Below are 16,230 nucleotides of genomic sequence, written 5' to 3' on the forward strand. Positions count from 1 at the left end.
CACAGGACGATGACCGAGCTGCTCAGATCCTATCGGGACAAGCGGGATTTCGAGGCCTCGCCCGAGCCCAAGGGCAAGCGCGGCCGCAAGGCGGCGAAGGCGCGGTTCGTCGTCCAGAAGCACGACGCGCGGCGCCTCCACTACGACCTGCGGCTCGAGATGGACGGGGTGCTCAAGAGCTGGGCGGTGACGCGCGGACCGAGCCTGTCGCCCGCCGAGAAGCGGCTCGCGGTCCAGACGGAGGATCACCCGGTCGACTATCTGGCCTGGGAGGGCGCGATCCCGAAGGGCCAGTATGGCGGTGGGACCATGATCGTCTGGGACACCGGTTCCTGGGAGCCCATGGGTGATCCGTCCGTTGGACTGGCGAAGGGGCACCTCGAATTCGCCCTGCACGGCGAAAGGCTCGTGGGCCGATGGCATCTCGTGCGCATGAAGGGCCGCGGCGGCGAGAAGAAGCAGCCCTGGTTGCTGGTGAAGGCCGACGACGAGCACGCCCGCCGCGACGGCGACATCCTCGTCGAGCACGAGGCCTCGGTCCTGTCGGGCCGGACCAACCGGGATCTCGCCGAGGGCGGGGTCGTCAGAGCCGATCATGCGGCCCGCGCCGAGGTCGCCGCCGAGAGGAGGACGAAGCCGCCCGCGAGCCGCTCCAAGGGGGCCCGCCAGGCGATCCTGCCGCCCTTCGTCGAACCCGCGCTCGCGACCCTCGTCGACGACGTACCCACCGGCGACGGCTGGCTGTACGAGATCAAGCACGATGGCTACCGCATGCAGGCCCGCATCGACGGCGGCTCGGTGAAGCTTCTGACGCGCTCGGGCCTCGACTGGACCGCGAAGTTCGAAGCCGCGGCCCAGGCCCTGAAGGGTATGAAGCTGCCCTCGGCCCTGATCGACGCCGAAATCGTCGTCGAGACGGAGAGCGGGGTCTCCAGCTTCTCCGCCCTGCAACAGGCGCTCGCCGCCGGCGATACGGGATCGGCGGTCGTCTACGCCTTCGATCTGCTCTACCTCGACGGCAGGGATCTGCGTGCCCTGCCCCTGACCGAACGCAAGGACCTGCTGCTGCAGGTCCTCGACGACGCCCCGCCGGGCGGCCCCATCCGGTTCAGCGAGCATCTCATCGCCGATGGCGAGGCCATGGCGCGCCACGCCTGCAGGCTCGGACTGGAAGGCATCGTCGCCAAGCGCGCTGACGCGCCCCACCGCTCGGGCCGGACCGATGCCTGGCGCAAGATCAAATGCAGCTTGTCGAAGGAGTTCGTCGTCGCCGGCTACATGCCGTCGACCACCGCGTCCAGGTCCGTCGGGTCGTTGATCCTCGGGACGCACGAGGACGGCACCCTCGTCCACGTCGGGCGGGTCGGCACCGGCTTCCGCGACGCGGTTGCGCGGGATCTCTGGACGCAGCTGGAACCGCTGCGCATCCCGGCGGCGCCCTTCGCGGCCGAGCTGCCGCCGCCGGCGCGCCGCAACGCCCGCTGGGTCGAGACCCGGCTCGTCTGCGAGGTCACGTTCCGCGGGTGGACGGGCGACCGCCAGCTTCGGCACGCGTCCTTCAAGACCCTCCGGAGCGACGTGCGGCCTGAGGAGGTCGTACGGGAGAAGGGGGCCGCGGCCGCGAAGCCTCGTATGCGGAAGCCGCCGGTGAAGGCCACGCCGCTGACGCATCCGGATCGCGTGCTCTGGCCCGACGTCGGCCTGACCAAGGAGGGTCTCGCCGAGTATTACGAAGAGGTTGCCGACCGAATCCTGCCGCACGTCGTCGACCGGCCGCTATCGCTTCTCCGGTGCCCGGATGGCCTCGGATCCTGCTTCTACCAGAAACACGCCTGGGCCGGTCTCGACGACCGCCATATCCGGTCCGTGGACGGGGAGAACACCGTCGTGATCCGGGATCGGGATGGCCTTCGCGCCCTCGTCCAGTCGAGCGTGCTGGAGATCCATCCATGGGGGGCGACGGTCTCGGACCCGAATCGGCCGGACCGGCTGGTGTTCGACCTGGATCCGGGCGACGGCGTCGCGTGGGACGATCTCGTCGCCGGCGCGCTGGAGGTGCGCGAGCGGATGTCGGCCTCGGGCCTCGCCAGCTTCGTGAAGACCACCGGCGGCAAGGGGCTGCACGTCATCGTGCCGATCGAGCCGAAGGTCGGCTGGGACGAGGCCAAGGCCTTCGCGAAGCGCATCGCATCCGAGATGGCGAAGGACGTCCCCGACAGCTTCGTCGCGACCGTGTCGAGGAAGGCCAGGGAGGGACGGATTTACGTGGACTACCTGCGCAACCAGCAAGGCGCGACCGCCGTCGCGGCCTTCTCCACCCGGGCGCGCCCCGGGGCGCCCGTATCCGTTCCCATCGATTGGAGCGAACTTCCGTCGCTCGGCTCCGGGGCGCGCTTCGACGTTACAAGCCTGCTGGGGCGCCTGTCCGCATTACAGCGCGATCCCTGGACTGGGTTCGAACGCGCGGCTCGTCCGCTCGAGGTTGCTGGGCGCCGACCCCGTCGACGGACCTCGTAGGCGAAACCTGACGCTTGGTACCCATTCACGAGGGGCGTTTGGGCTGGCGACCAGACTTTGGTCCTTCGTCCCGAAGCGGATGTTCCACCGTCGACCCAAACTCGCCGCTCAAGGCTGCTCGCGCCGGGCCCGAAAGCGGTCATTCGGCCAACTGCCGTCCTTGCAGCAGCGAACCCAGCAATGACCGTTCGCCCGTCCGCGGCCGCGTTCGAACCGGAAAAGAAGTGCCTCTTCCGTGTGCGATCATTCGATCGCTATCGGCGTTTCGCTCAGGAGGCCTGGGACATCCTGCCGGATCGCGTAACGATGCGTGTGAGCGACATCACGCTCTGGATCAGTGCCGATTTGGTCTAGGAGCCCTACCAGCATGGGCAGATCCAGAGCTTGGACACAGTCAGGAAGCGATCAAGGAGCTGGTGTACCGCAAGCGATATTTCGTGAGCGATGGCGACGTCGACGAGGATGCGGCGGAGGAACGAGCAAGGTGTCTTAGAAGAGATCTAACTTCCTTCTTCCCCTAGCGGATACTGAGACCAGTATCATCCCCTTCACGCCGGGTAAGAAAACATGTGGCTCTCCGACGAAGCCGGGCCCAATCGAAACGACGCCCTGTTCGCCCGACGAAGATCCCGCGAATGTCCCTGAGCGTGGAGGGGTTAAGCCGCCGCTGGCACCTTTCGTTCGCAGGCGGGCTCAAGAGGGCTGTGACTCGGGGATAGGTCTGTTCTCGGCGTACAATTGTCGGCAGCGATCCAGGCAGGATTAAGGATCGATTAAGCCGCCGTGAGCGAGACATCGCGTAAATGTTGGTTTCAAAAATGGTGGATCGCCCGATCCTGGAGTTCACGCTGATGAACACCCCCTTGTTGCGATCTTCCAATGAGGCCGAGCGCCTTGCCGCCCTGCGTGACCTGAACATCCTTGATACCGCACCGGAGACCCAGTTCGATGCGATCTGCCGTACGGCGCAGGTCTTGTTCGGAATGCCGATTGCCCTAGTCTCGCTCCTCGACGAAGACCGCCAGTGGTTCAAGGCGCGCTGCGGGCTGAGCCACGACGCAACGTCCCGGGACGTCGCATTCTGCAACCATACCATCCAGGCCGACGAGGTCCTCATCGTCGAGGATGCCCGTGACGATGCCCGGTTCAAGTCGAACCCCCTGGTCACGGGGGAGCCGGGCATCCGCTTCTATGCCGGCGCACCGCTGATCCTGAGGTCCGGCATCCGCGTCGGATCACTCTGCATCATCGATACCGAGCCGCGACGCTTCTCGAGCGAGCAGGGCCGCCAGCTCCGCGACCTGGCCGAGGTCGTGACCGCGAACCTGCGCGTCTACCAGGATCGTACCGAGCATCGCCGCGTGGCGGCGACGCTGGCGGATACCGATGATGCGTTGCGCGACGCCCGATCCCGCTACGCCTCACTCGCCGATGCCCTGCCGCAGATGGTGTGGACCGTCTCGCCCGAGGACCGCGTCACCGCCTACCGGAACGCGAGCTTCCGTGCCTACTACGGCGAGGCCGACGGTTCGCGCGGCCGGGCCCACAGCCGCAACCATCCGGGTGACGTCGACCGCATGTCGAGCGCCTGGGAGGCCGCGGTCTCGAGCAAGCAGGCTTTCGAACTCGAAGGTCGCCTCAGGCGGCATGACGGCGACTACCGCTGGCACCGGATCGTCATGATCCCGCTGAAGCGCAGCGGAGAGGTGATCGAGTGGCTCGGTACGGCGCTCGATATCGACCACATCATCGCGGCACAGACCGCGCTGAAGGCGACCGGAGACCTCCTGCGTCTCGCCCAGGAGGCGGCCGAGGCGGGCATCTGGGAGTGGGACATGCGCGACGACGTCGTCCGGCTCTCATCGATGAGCGCCCGCATGCACAACCTTCCGGTACCGGTCGGCCAGGACGCGATGGAGATCCCGCTGGCCGATTGGAAGGTGCAGGTCCATCCCGACGACCTTCCTAAGGTCTGGGACGAGGTAAAGCGCGCCATAGCCGATCGGACCACGTACAGCTGCGAGTTCCGCATCGCCAATCCTGCGGTCTCGGCCGAACCGCGATGGATGCAGTCTTTCGGTCGCATGCTCGACGACGCGGCCGGCGAGCCCGTCCGCTGCGTCGGCCTCCAGATCGACATCACGGATCGAAAAGTCTCCGAGGCGCGCATCGCCCACGTCGCGAGTCACGACAACCTCACCGACCTACCCAATCGCGTGGTCTTCCACGCGACGCTCGAAAGATCCCTCGCGGATCTCGGAAACGGTCAAGCCGCGCTGCTCTGCCTCGACCTCGACCGCTTCAAGACCGTCAACGACACGCTCGGACACCATGCCGGGGACAGGCTCCTACGCGTCGTCGCCGACCGTTTGAGGGACTCCGTCGGGAATGAGGGCGTCATCGCGCGCCTCGGCGGGGACGAGTTCGCGATCATCCTGCCGGGGGTCGGGCTTGAGACCGCGCAGGCGCTCGCACGGACCGTCATCGACGCCATCGGCCAACCGATCCATCTCGGCAGCCAGGTGGTGACCATCGGCGCGAGCATCGGGATCGCGCTCGCACCGGAACATGGACTGGAGGTAGGTCTCCTGCATCGCCATGCCGACCTCGCCCTCTACCGGGCCAAGGGGGCCGGACGGAACAGCTCCCAGGTCTACACCAAGGGAATGGACGAAGCCCTGGAGGACAGGAACAAGCTTGAGTTCGACATGCATCTCGCCCATCGCAAGGCGGAGTTTCGGCTGTATTACCAACCCGTCGTCGCACTGACGGACGGGCAGGTCCGTGGCTTCGAGGCCTTGATGCGCTGGCCGCATCCGATCCGCGGGATGGTCTCGCCGGCCGAATTCATCCCGATCGCAGAGGAGACCGGCCTGGTGGTTCCCCTCGGGACCTGGGCTCTGGAAGAGGCCTGTCGCTTCGCCGCGTCGTGGCCGATCCAGGCGCGCATCGCCGTCAACGTCTCGGCGGTCCAGTTCCAGCAGCCCGGCCTTGAAGCGGCCGTTGCGAACGCCCTTGCGGTCTCCGGTCTCGCGGCCAACAGGCTCGAACTGGAGATCACAGAGAGTCTGATGATCCAGGATGGCGACGCGGTCATCGCCTGCCTGCATAGGCTTCGGTCCCTCGGCGTCCGCATCGCCCTGGACGATTTCGGGACGGGGTACTCCAGCCTGAGCTACCTTCGGCGCTTCCCGTTCGACAAGATCAAGATCGACCGGTCGTTCGTACGCGAGATCGACGACCCCGACGCGCAGGCCATCGTCCGCGCCGTGGTCAGCATCGGCGAACGTCTTGGGACCGCGATCACCGCCGAGGGTGTCGAGACTGAGGATCAACTTGCCCTGGTGACCCAAACGGGATGCACGGAGGTTCAGGGTTTCCTGTTCGGCAAGCCGATGACGCCCGAGCAGGCCCTGGATTTTATGAGAGAGCAAACCCCGCGGAAGGCGGCGTGAAGCAGCCGCCATGCTACAACCGCAAGATCAATGTCTGCTTGAGGACCGGACGCGACTGAAAGCAGCCAGACGTTTCCCACCCCGAACGGTCATTCCGGATCCGACTCGGCCCGGCTGACATACCCGGCTTGCCTCGGCTTCCGATGCAGACGCTCGGACATGCTGGTGCTGTGCTGCGCCAACCGGGACATCACGCGGACTTCCGGCCGGGTTCGCGGGAGCACGTGGCTAGGCGGTGGTTAGGCGTCGGGACTTCGCGTGGCGCCTTGACGGTGATGACGACCTCCTGACAGACGAATTCAACACTATCGGCGCACCGGCGTGTGTTGCGCCGCCCGACCGCTTCGGGCGCCTTCCCACGTGGCAGCCAGCGCGGCGGTACGGCCGCGCTGGCCCGACCCGGCTCAGCGCAGGAGCTGGAGGATGCCCTGGTTGGCGCTGTTGGCCAGCGACAGCGCCGAGATCGCCAGCGACCGGCGCGTCGACAGTCCGTGACCTCCGTTATCTCGATCGACCGGATTGCTTCGGCAACCTTGCGGCCTTGCAACCCCAGGACATCCACCTGACGCAACTTCGCGACGATTTCTCCAGCCGTATGCTGCTTCCGACCCATGATGAATCCCCTACATCGCTCAGGGAGGACCACTTTTCAGGGGCAGGCCAGCTTAATCGTCGAAGCCTTCCAGAACGACTTTGCCCTTCGCGCGACCGCTCTCGATCAGTGCATGAGCCCGCGCGAGGTTGGTGGCATTGAGAGGTCCGAACGACTCATTGAGCGTGCTGTGGAGTTTTCCCGCGTCGATCAGGCGGGAGACCTCGGTGAGGATCTCGTGCTGCCGCTCCATGTCTGCCGTTCCGAACAGCGAGCGGGTGAACATCAGCTCCCAGTGAAGCGACAGGCTCTTTGGCTTGAGCGGCATCACGTCGAGGGTTGCAGGATCGTCGATCAGGCCGAGCCGCCCCTGCGGCGCAAGCAGTTGAATGATCTGAGGCAGATGCGCATCGGTCCCTGTCGTCGCAAACACGAAGCCCGGTACGCTGACCAGACCCAGGGCCGCTACCTCGGCGGCGAGCGGCTTGGAATGGTCGACGATGTGGTGGGCGCCGAGATCCCGGCACCATTGTGCGGTCTCGGGGCGCGACGCGGTAGCGATCACCGTCAGTTCGGTAAGCTGCCGGGCGAGCTGAATCGCGATCGACCCAACGCCACCCGCGCCGCCTATGATCAGGAGCGCAGTCGCGGCGCCGGGCACTGGCTTGGAGACGTCGAGACGGTCGAACAACATCTCCCAGGCGGTCAGCGCTGTGAGCGGCAATGCGGCGGCGGCCGAGAAGCCCAGGGTGTCGGGCTTCCGCCCGACCAGGCGCTCGTCCACGCATTGCAGGGTAGCGTTGCTGCCAGGTCTATCGAGGGCACCGGCATAGAACACCGCGTCGCCGGGCTTGAACAGGCGCGCCTCGGGACCGACGGCCGTGACGATTCCGGCCGCATCCCAGCCGAGAATCTTCGGCGTGCAGGCCTGCTGATAGACCCCCTGCCGCACCTTGGTGTCGATCGGGTTCACGGAGACGGCGTGGACGCGCACGAGCAGGTCGCGGCCGGTGGGGACGGGATCGGCGAAGGTCGTGTCCACAAGCGCGCCCGGCGCCGCGATTGGTGAACCTTCGGTGTAGGTGACGGCACGCATGGCTCTCTCCTAACGCTTGGTTCGATGTCGCCCAGGGATGAAGGGCCTTGAAGCCAGCTCATATAGGCCGGGAAACGGATCGGATGAGTGCCGGGTGGGGGCCGCCGCCATTGACGGCGCCGTGGGACCGAACGGCTCAAGCGTCGTTCACGCCGGCATCGGACGACGGCTCGGCATATCGACATTGATCGACCCCCACGAGGCAGTCGCGGCCCACGTCTCCATCATGACGCCGGATCGCTCGCGGGCCCGCCGCCGTGAAGGGTGCTTCATTCCAAGCCTGGGCGTCGGCGGGCGTGTCGAAAGCATCGGGGGCAACGACGGCATCTCGCGGAACGCCGGCGATTGAAGGCCGAGGATGCCCTGACTGTCCGGCGCGTTTCCATTAATATAGATCCGCGTCGTACATTCCATGCTTCAGGTCGGATCGATAGTTATCCAGAGTTCGTCAAGTGACTGATCTACGCGATAGAGGCGAAGCGCACGGAAAGACCAGCCCGGAGAGACCGCTCCTGATGCGAGGTCGAAGGAGGCTAGGTGCCTCGGACAATGGATCCGGCCCGCCGCGCAGCGTCCGAGCGACAAGTCGGCGCCTTCGTGAGGGCAGGCCCGCTCCGCCGCGACGAGCCTTTCGCCGTCCCGCATGAGGATCAGGTGATGCCCCCGCACGAGAATCGGCGTCGGCGCCGGCCCGTCGAGGATGTCGAGAGGACCGAGGTGCAACCGCACGGGCCGCTCCGGGTCAGCCACCGAGGTAGGCGTCGCGAACGTGCGGATCGGCGATCAGGTCGGCGCCCTTGCCCGCGAGCACGATGCGGCCGGTCTCCAACAAGTAGGCGTAGTCGCAGAGTTCCAAGGCCGCGAAGGCGTTCTGCTCGACGAGCAGGACCGTCGTCCCGGCATCGCAGATCGCGCGGATCACCGAGAACATCCGCTCGACGATGTTCGGGGCGAGCCCCAGGGACGGTTCGTCGAACAGGACGAGCTTGGGCCGCGCCATCAGCGCCCGGCCGATCGCCAGCATCTGCTGCTCGCCCCCCGAAAGGGTTCCGGCCGCCTGCGCCCGGCGCTCGGCGAGACGCGGGAACTCGCCGTAGATCCGGGCGAGGTCGGCGGCGATGCCGGCCTTGTCTCGCCGGAGATAGGCACCCATCGCGAGGTTCTCGGCGACGCTCATCTGCGGGAAGACCCGGCGCCCCTCGGGGCAATGCGCGATCCCATGGCCGAGCACGCGGCGCGGGTCGGCTCCGGTGATGTCGCGGCCCTCCAGGCGGATCGAACCCGAGCGGGCGGGGACGAGGCCCGAGATGGCGCGCAACGTCGTCGACTTGCCGGCCCCGTTGGCGCCGACCAGTGCCACGAGCTGCCCAGCCCGGACCTCGATCGTGAGACCTTTCAGCGCCGTCACGTGTCCGTAGCCGCAGACGAGGTCGCGGATCTCAAGCATCGCTCGTCTCCCGTACCGCGGCGGCTCGGTGGGCGGCCTCGCGGGCCGCACTGCCCTGGCCGAGATAGGCTTCGATCACCGCCGGATCGGTGCGGATCGCCGCCGGCGGCCCTTGCGCGATCAGGCGTCCGTGGTTCAGCACGGCGATGCGGTCGGAAACCGCCATGACCATCGGCATGTCGTGTTCCACCAGCAGGATCGTGATGCCGTCGTCGCGGATGCCGCGGATCAGGCGGACGAAGACCTGGGTCTCGGAGGCGTTCATGCCCGAGACCGGCTCGTCGAGGAGCAGCATCGTCGGGTTGCTGGCTAGCGCCAACGCTACGCCGACGAGGCGCTGCTCGCCATAGGCGAGCGCGCCCGCCTTCTCGCCGGCGCGCGCGGCGAGGCCGACCCGATCGAGCAGTTCGAGTGCCCGCCCCCGCGAGGCCCGCTCCGCGGCGCCGTCTCGCCCGAGCAGGGTGTCGAGCAGCCTCGGATGGTCCCCGGACGCCCCACGTCGGTGCAGGCCGATCATCACGTTGTCGAACACGGTGTCGTCGGGAAACACGCTGGTGCGCTGGAACGTGCGCGCAAGCCCGAGCCGGACGATCTCGTGGGGCTGGAGGCCGCCGAGCGGGGTGCCGCGGAAGCGCACCTGCCCGCGGCTCGGCTTCAGGAAGCCGGTCATCACGTTGAAGGCAGTGGTCTTCCCGGCCCCGTTCGGGCCGATCAGGCTGACGATCTCGCCCCGATGGACGTCGAAGTGCAGGTCGGCGATGGCCACGAGGCCGCCGAAGCGCACCCCGACATGGTCGATCGCCAGGAGCGGCGCGCTCATGGGTGCACCTCGGCGGCGAGCGGGGCGGGGGCCGGCCCGGCGCGCCGGCGGACGAGACCGGCCAGTCCCGGCACGATGCCCTTCGGTACCACGAACAGGATCGCGATGAGGACGAGGCCGTAGACCATCCACTGCGCTTCGGGCGCCATCACGGGGCGGAGCGCCACCGGCAGCATCCCGAAGATCACCCCACCAATGATCGGCCCGAGCAGGGTGCCCTTGCCGCCGCCGACCACCATGATCACCATCGTGACGGTGGTGGAGAACTGGAACACGTCCGGGTCGATGATGCGCAGATAATGCGCGTAGAGGCTGCCGGCGGCGCCCGCCATTCCCGCCGAGATCACCGCGGCGATGGTGAGCGTGCGGGTCGCGTCGATGCCGACCGAGAGCGCGAGCGACTCGTTCTCCTTGAGCCCGCGCATCGCCCGGCCGAAGCGCGAGCCGACGAGGCGGGCGACGATCAGGTAGCAGAGCGTACCGACCGAGAGGACAAGATAGTAGTTCTGCAGCTTGGTCTTCAGGGTCCAGGTGCCGAGCCCCGGGAGGCCGAGGGTGAAGGCCGGGATGCCGGTGAGCGCAAGCGGCCCCTGGGTCAGCTCGACCCAGTTCAGCGCTACGAGCCGCACGACTTCGGCGAACGAGATCGTGACGATGACGAAGTAGGCGCCGCGCACCCGGAACGACAGCCGCCCCACGAGCCAGCCGCACGCGCCCGCCGCCAGGATCGCCAGGGGAAAGCCGATCGCCGCCGGCCAGGGCGCGTGCACGACGCGCAGGCCGAAGCCGAGGTCGACGTCGAACCCGAGGCTCGTCAGGGCACTGACGTAGGCGCCGATGCCGAAGAACGCGATGTGCCCGAGGCTGAGCTGCCCGGTGAAGCCGAGCAGCAGGTTCAGGCTCATGGCCGCGATGATCAGGATGCCGGTCGTGATCATCGCGTTGTGGAGATACGGGTTGGTGCCGAGCGCCAGCGGCAGCAGGCCGAGGCCCGCAAGAACGGCGAGGGGGGCGAGCCGGGTCATCCGATGCGCTCCGCCTTGGCGAACAGCCCGGTCGGCTTGAACACCAGCACCGCGATGATGATCAGGAAGCCCATCGCGTCGCGATAGCCCGAGGAGATGTAGCCGGCGCCGAGTTCCTCGGCGAGCGCCAGGATGAAGCCGCCGATCGCGGCGCCGGTGATGTTGCCGAGGCCGCCGAGGATGACGATGGCGAAGGCCTTCAGCTCGGCCATCCCGCCCATCTGCGGAAACACCACGTAGACGGGGCCGAGGAGCGCGCCCGCGGCGGCGGCGAGGCTCGACCCTATGGCGAAGGTTGCGGTGTAGATCAGCCGCACGTTGACCCCCATCAGGGCGGCGGTGTCGTGGTCCTGGAAGGCCGCTCGCATGGCGAGGCCGAGCCGGGTGCGGTTGATCAGGACGTAGGTGAGCACGATCAGCGTCAGCGCCGCGCCGAGGACGAACAGGCGGAGCCACGAGACGGAAACCGGCCCGATCTGAAGCGGTGCCTCTGGAAACGGCGTCGGGATCGCCTTGGCGACGCCGCCGAACAGCCAGAGCGTTCCCGATTGCAGCACGATGCCGGCCCCGATCATCACTAGCATCGTCGTGTCGATGTCGGAGCCGCGCAACGGCCGCAGCAGCACGAGCTCGATCGCGGCCCCGAGGACGAGGCCCCCGAGGATCGCCGCCGGCAGCGCCAGGAAGAAGTTCAGTCCGAGCGCGGCCACCGCGAGGTAGGTGAGGTAGGCCCCCACCGTGTAGAGCGCCCCGTGGGTGAAGTTCACGACGTTCATGATCCCGAAGATCAGCGTCAGCCCGATCCCGAGGAGCGCATAGGTGCCCCCGAGGACCAGGGTGTTGAGGAGGTGCTGGTAGAATTCTGCCATCGGGCAATCCCTGTCCGTCGCGGGCGGTCCCGGCCGGGCTCGGTGCCGGCCGGGATCGATCGGGCTGGCGGCGTCAGAGGGTCGGAACCGCGACCTTCCCGTCCCGGATCTCGATCAGGTAGACGTCGGGCTTGCTCTGCCCGCTCTCCTTGCCGGCGGGGCCGGCCTTGATGAAGCGGATCGGGCCGTTGAGCCCGGTGAAGTCGACCGACCAGAACGCCTTGGTGATCGCGGCGGGCTCGGCGGACCCCGCCTTCTCGATCGCCTGCGCGATCGCCCGGATGCCGTCGTACCCGCGAAAACTCTCGGTGACGCCGGCGAACTGGAAGCCGCGATTGTTCCATTCGCCGATGAAGTAGGCGGTGGCCTGCGGGTTCGGGGTCTTCTCGGGGAACCAGGGCAGGAAGGTCGTCAGGTGCATCGTGCCTTCGGCGGCGCTGCCGGCCTGTGCGATGATCTGGTCCGGGTTCTGCGATCCGCCGGTGGTGATGACCCGCTTCTTGAGGCCGAGCGCAGCCATCTGCTTGAAGATCAGCACCAACTGGTCGACGGCGCTGGTGATCATGATGGTATCGCTGTCGGAGGCCTTCAGCTTGGACAGCTGGGCACTCATGTCCTGCGCCCCCTGGTCCATGGTCTCGACGAGTCCGACGGCGACGCCCTTGCCCTTGAGCATCGTGCCGAAATCGGCTGCGGCCCCACGGCCGAAATCGTTGTTCAGGATGAGGAAGTCGACCTTCTTCAGCCCGAGCTTGGCGACCATCGGCGCGAACGTCTCGGCCTCCAGGGACGAGGGCGGCGAGATGCGAAAGACGTACGGGTTGCCGGACGTGGTGATCTTGCCGGACGAAGAGGTCTCCACCAGCATCGCCGTCTCGTAGTCGGCGAGCTTGGGCATCACGGCCAGCGTCAGGCTGGAGCCCCAAGCGCCCATCAGCACCGGGGTCTTGTCGCTGGTGATCAGCTTCTCGGCCACTGCCGCGGCCTCGGTGGGGTTGCTCTTGTTGTCCTCGATCACGAGTTCGATCTTGCGCCCGAGCACGCCGCCCTTGGCGTTGATCTCATCTGCTGCGATCTTCGCGCCGTTGACCACGTAGGTGCCGGACGCCGCGAACGCTCCGGTGAGCGGCTCGTTGACACCGATGCGGATCGCCTGCGCGTAGGCCGTGCTCGATGCGAGGACCAGCGACAGGGCCAGGGCGTGTGTCAGGGCGGGCGCGAGGGTCTTGCGGGTCATGTCGATCTCCGGGACGTCATGGGGCGATTGGCGAAGGTCAGGGCCGCGGCCGGCGCCACGCGGCGAACCGACGGCGCAGCGGATCGAGCAGCAGGCCGAGGATCAGGCGGATCGGATGGAGGTCGGCCGGCGGTGCGGGCGCCGCGCCGGACAGCCGGGCCTCAAGGTTATTCGCGAAGTCGGCCGTGAGCCGCCCCGCAAGGTCGCGCACGAGCCCGGGGCGGCCAAACTGCGCCAGCGGCCCCTTCAGGGTGTAGCCGACAGCGAGCACCACCCGCGCCGTGCCGGGGGCCTCGCCGGGCTCCACCCGATACCGGATCTCGCCCTCGGTGGCGGAGCGTCCGCCCGCGTCGCTGCCCGCCCCCAGGATCCGGCCGGTGCGGGCGGGCACGTCGCGCCAGATCCGCGCCCGACCCGCGAAGCGCGCTGTGATCGGCCCGATCCGTACTTGAAGCGCGCCCTCCACCGCATCCGGCCGCGGCGTGCCCAACAGTATGGCGCCCGGCAAGCAGGCGGCGACGGCCTCCACATCCCCGAACAGGGCGAACACAGCCTCGGGGGCATGGGCGACTGCGAAGGTCTGCGCGAAGCCATGCGCGGGCTCGAAGTCGTCCGCGACATCGAGGATCGCGGCGGGTGCCGCGACCGATGGGCGGGCGGCGGCGGTCGTCGACCCTGCGGCGGCGGTCGTCCCGGTCCTGGCGCCGACAGGCCCGAGCGCGCGCACGGCATCCGCCCCGCCATGCGCCGCGGCGGGAATGCCCCTCGCCCGGCGCTCGGCGATCACCGCGCGCACGGCCCGGACGATGCCGGCGTAGCCGGTGCAGCGGCAGAGGTTGCCCGAAAGCCCGGCGCGGATGCGCCGCTCGTCGGGCTCGGGCAGGCGGATGACGAGGTCGCGGGCGGCGACCAGCATCCCGGGGGTGCAGTAGCCGCACTGAAGCGCGTGTTCGCGGTTGAACGCGGCGCGCAGTTCGGCGGCGATCGGATCGTCGTCGAGGCCCTCGATGGTGGTGACGACGCTGCCTTCGCAGGCGCCGCCGAGGGTCAGGCAAGCGCGGGCCGGCTCGCCGTCGAGCAGCACCGTGCAGGCGCCGCAAACGCCGTGCTCGCAGCCGAGATGGGTACCGGTGAGGTCGAGGGTGTCGCGCAGTAGATCGGCCAGGTGCGTGCGCGGCTCGGCCTCGGTGCGAACGGCACGGCCGTTCACCGTGAGCGCCAGCGGCATCCGGTCGTCGCGGGCAAGTGCCGCCGTGCTCATGCGGCCTCCGTCAGGCGTAGGGGTGCGGGACGTGCCGCCTGCGCCACGGCGCGGGCGAGCACGGTGACGTGGACGTGGCGGTCGATCGCCTCGGACATACCCGCCTCTCGCAGGGCGTCGTCGGCCGCCCTCGCATCGAAGCGGTCCGAGAAATCCGCGCCGATGCGGCCGCCGAAGAGCGGGCGGGCGTCGGCCAGCAGGAGCGGCGCCCGCTCGATCGCGCCGATCACCACCCGTCCATGTCCGGCTTGTCGGTCGATCAGGACGGCGCCGATGGCGTGGGCGAACTCGCCGATCTTCGAACAGTGCTTGACGTAGCCCCAGGCGGAGCCTTGCGGGATCGCGGGGATCCGCACGGCGACCAGCATCTCGCCGGGCTCCAGAGCCACGTCGAGGGCGCCGCGGACGAAGGCGTCGAGGGCGAGGCGCCTGCGCCCGGACCGCGAGACCAGCTCGACCTCGGCCCGAAGCGCGATCAGCGCCGTGACCCAGTCGGCGGCGGGGTCGGCGTGGACGAGGCTGCCGCCGACGGTGCCGCGGTTGCGCACGGGACGATAGGCGATGGCAGAGGCGACGCGCGCCATGGCGCCGCCGGTCACGTCCGGCACCCGTCCGTCCTCGATGTCGGCGTGCGTGACGCACGCGCCAAGCACCAGGGTCGTGCCGTCGAGGTTCGCCCGCCGCAACTCGGGAACACCGGTCACGTCGAAGACCCGGTCGGGCTCGACGAGCCGCAGGTTCAGCATCGGCCCGAGAGACTGGCCGCCGGCGATCAGCTTGACCGAGCCGTCGGCCTCGGCGAGCCGCTCGAGGAGCGCAGCGAGGTCTGCGGGACGTTCGTAGGCGAAGCGGGCGGCCTTCATGCGGCGGCCCTTGCGCCGACGGCCGTCCGATGGCGGGCGGCGAGCACGGCTTCGACGATGCGGCGCTGGCTCATCGGCGACCGCAGCATCTCGACGCCCAGCGGCCCGAGCGCATCGTTGATCGCGTTGGCGAGGGCCGCAGGCGGCGCGATGGCGCCGCCCTCGCCGATGCCTTTCACGCCGAACTGCGTGTAGGGGGAGGGCGTCTCCATGTGGTCGATCCGGGGATCGGGCACCTCGGCGGCGCCGGGCAGGAGATAGTCCGCGAAGGTCGTGGCGAGGGGCTGACCGCGGTCGTCGAAGGCCATCTCCTCGTAGAGCGCCGTGCCGATGCCTTGCGCGAGCCCGCCGCAGATCTGGCCGTCGACCACCAGCGGGTTCACCAGCACGCCGCCATCCTCGACGATGACATAGTCCAAGATCTCGACCGCGCCGAGGTCTGGATCGACGGCGACCACCACCGCGTGCGCGGCGTAGGAGAAGGTGCCGGAATCGCGCTGCGGCTTGTAGCCGGCGGTAACCTCGAGGCCGCCCGGGTTCACGTCGGGCGCGAGATCCTGCGGCCGCCGGTACCAGGTGCGGGCGATCTCTTCGAGCGACACGTCGCCCGTCGGGCCGATCACCCGTCCGGCCGCGAACCGACAATTCACAGGCTCGGCCTGGAGCAGGTGCGCGCCGATGGCGAGCGCCCGGTCGGCCAGTTCACGGCAGGCGGTGGCCACCGCGCCGCCAGCCATCACCATCACCCGCGAACCCCAGGAGCCGGTGGAATAGGGCGTCATCGCGGTGTCGCCGTGGACGAGACGGGTTCTCGCGACGGGCACGCCCAGGATCTCGTGGGCGACCTGGGCTAGCGTCGTCTCGAGGCCCTGGCCGTGGGAATGGGCGCCGATGCGCAGTTCGAGGCCCCCGTCCGGGGTCAGTCGGGCGCCGGCTTGCTCGTGGCCCGGCACCATCGGAATGCCCCAGCCCGAATAGACCGAGGTGCCGTGCGCCGCCTGCTCGCAGTAGATCGACAGGCCGAGGCCGACCCGGCGCCCGACTGACC

The 16,230-nt window shown here is 68.5% G+C and carries 14 protein-coding genes and 1 pseudogene; 4 read left to right on the forward strand and 11 right to left on the reverse strand.

Annotation, left to right across the window (positions count from 1 at the left end):
• Positions 1-9 precede the first annotated feature (9 nt).
• The 3 genes from ligD to FV223_RS01815 all read left to right on the forward strand — a co-directional run bounded on the left by ligD (position 10) and on the right by FV223_RS01815 (position 5,972).
• Positions 10-2,517, forward strand: a complete 2,508-nt coding sequence (ligD, locus tag FV223_RS01810) for a DNA ligase D (RefSeq protein WP_147725148.1) — start codon at positions 10-12, stop codon at positions 2,515-2,517.
• A gap of 180 nt (positions 2,518-2,697) precedes the next feature.
• Entirely contained in the window at positions 2,698-2,871 is a 174-nt protein-coding gene (locus FV223_RS30015; protein ID WP_187274840.1) for a hypothetical protein, read from the forward strand.
• A 449-nt stretch (positions 2,872-3,320) separates the two neighbouring features.
• The gene (locus FV223_RS01815; RefSeq protein WP_147725150.1) at positions 3,321-5,972 is read left to right on the forward strand and encodes an EAL domain-containing protein; all 2,652 of its coding nucleotides are present in this window, start codon (positions 3,321-3,323) and stop codon (positions 5,970-5,972) included.
• Between the two features lie 490 nt (positions 5,973-6,462).
• On the opposite strand, the pseudogene FV223_RS01820 reads toward FV223_RS01815, so the two are convergent.
• Positions 6,463-6,585 (reverse strand): annotated as a pseudogene (locus tag FV223_RS01820) (IS3 family transposase); the annotation flags it as partial.
• Positions 6,586-6,637: 52 nt separating this feature from the next.
• The gene (locus tag FV223_RS01825; protein ID WP_147725152.1) at positions 6,638-7,660 is read right to left on the reverse strand and encodes a zinc-binding alcohol dehydrogenase family protein; all 1,023 of its coding nucleotides are present in this window, start codon (positions 7,658-7,660) and stop codon (positions 6,638-6,640) included.
• A 37-nt stretch (positions 7,661-7,697) separates the two neighbouring features.
• On the opposite strand from FV223_RS01825, the gene FV223_RS01830 reads away from it, so the two are divergent.
• On the forward strand, positions 7,698-8,009 hold the full coding sequence (locus tag FV223_RS01830) for a hypothetical protein (protein ID WP_147725154.1): 312 nt from the start codon (positions 7,698-7,700) through the stop codon (positions 8,007-8,009).
• Between the two features lie 68 nt (positions 8,010-8,077).
• On the opposite strand, the gene FV223_RS01835 is transcribed toward FV223_RS01830, so the two are convergent.
• The 9 genes from FV223_RS01835 to FV223_RS01875 form a co-directional block, all read right to left on the reverse strand.
• Positions 8,078-8,410, reverse strand: coding sequence for a Rieske (2Fe-2S) protein (locus FV223_RS01835; RefSeq protein WP_147725156.1), 333 nt, complete (start codon positions 8,408-8,410; stop codon positions 8,078-8,080).
• Complete coding sequence (locus FV223_RS01840) at positions 8,403-9,107, reverse strand: ABC transporter ATP-binding protein (protein WP_147725158.1); 705 nt, start codon at positions 9,105-9,107, stop codon at positions 8,403-8,405. Before FV223_RS01840 ends, FV223_RS01835 begins: the two co-directional genes overlap by 8 nt.
• Complete coding sequence (locus tag FV223_RS01845; protein ID WP_147725160.1) at positions 9,100-9,927, reverse strand: ABC transporter ATP-binding protein; 828 nt, start codon at positions 9,925-9,927, stop codon at positions 9,100-9,102. Before FV223_RS01845 ends, FV223_RS01840 begins: the two co-directional genes overlap by 8 nt.
• Positions 9,924-10,952 (reverse strand): branched-chain amino acid ABC transporter permease, encoded by a 1,029-nt coding sequence (locus FV223_RS01850; RefSeq protein ID WP_147725162.1) that lies wholly within the window; start codon positions 10,950-10,952, stop codon positions 9,924-9,926. The genes FV223_RS01845 and FV223_RS01850 overlap by 4 nt, the downstream gene beginning before the upstream one ends.
• Complete coding sequence (locus FV223_RS01855; protein ID WP_147725164.1) at positions 10,949-11,821, reverse strand: branched-chain amino acid ABC transporter permease; 873 nt, start codon at positions 11,819-11,821, stop codon at positions 10,949-10,951. Before FV223_RS01855 ends, FV223_RS01850 begins: the two co-directional genes overlap by 4 nt.
• Positions 11,822-11,894: 73 nt before the next feature.
• Positions 11,895-13,058 carry an ABC transporter substrate-binding protein gene (locus FV223_RS01860; RefSeq protein WP_147725166.1) on the reverse strand — a complete coding sequence of 388 codons (1,164 nt, stop codon included), beginning with the start codon at positions 13,056-13,058 and terminating at the stop codon, positions 11,895-11,897.
• 37 nt (positions 13,059-13,095) lie between these two features.
• Positions 13,096-14,319, reverse strand: a complete 1,224-nt coding sequence (locus tag FV223_RS01865; RefSeq protein WP_147725168.1) for a 2Fe-2S iron-sulfur cluster-binding protein — start codon at positions 14,317-14,319, stop codon at positions 13,096-13,098.
• Positions 14,316-15,182 carry an FAD binding domain-containing protein gene (locus FV223_RS01870; protein WP_147725169.1) on the reverse strand — a complete coding sequence of 289 codons (867 nt, stop codon included), beginning with the start codon at positions 15,180-15,182 and terminating at the stop codon, positions 14,316-14,318. The genes FV223_RS01865 and FV223_RS01870 overlap by 4 nt, the downstream gene beginning before the upstream one ends.
• Positions 15,179-16,230: molybdopterin cofactor-binding domain-containing protein (locus FV223_RS01875; RefSeq protein ID WP_147725171.1), on the reverse strand; the 1,052-nt coding region annotated here is incomplete at its 5' end. The genes FV223_RS01870 and FV223_RS01875, both read right to left, overlap by 4 nt.

Source organism: Methylobacterium sp. WL116, from assembly GCF_008039455.1.
GTDB lineage: Bacteria > Pseudomonadota > Alphaproteobacteria > Rhizobiales > Beijerinckiaceae > Methylobacterium.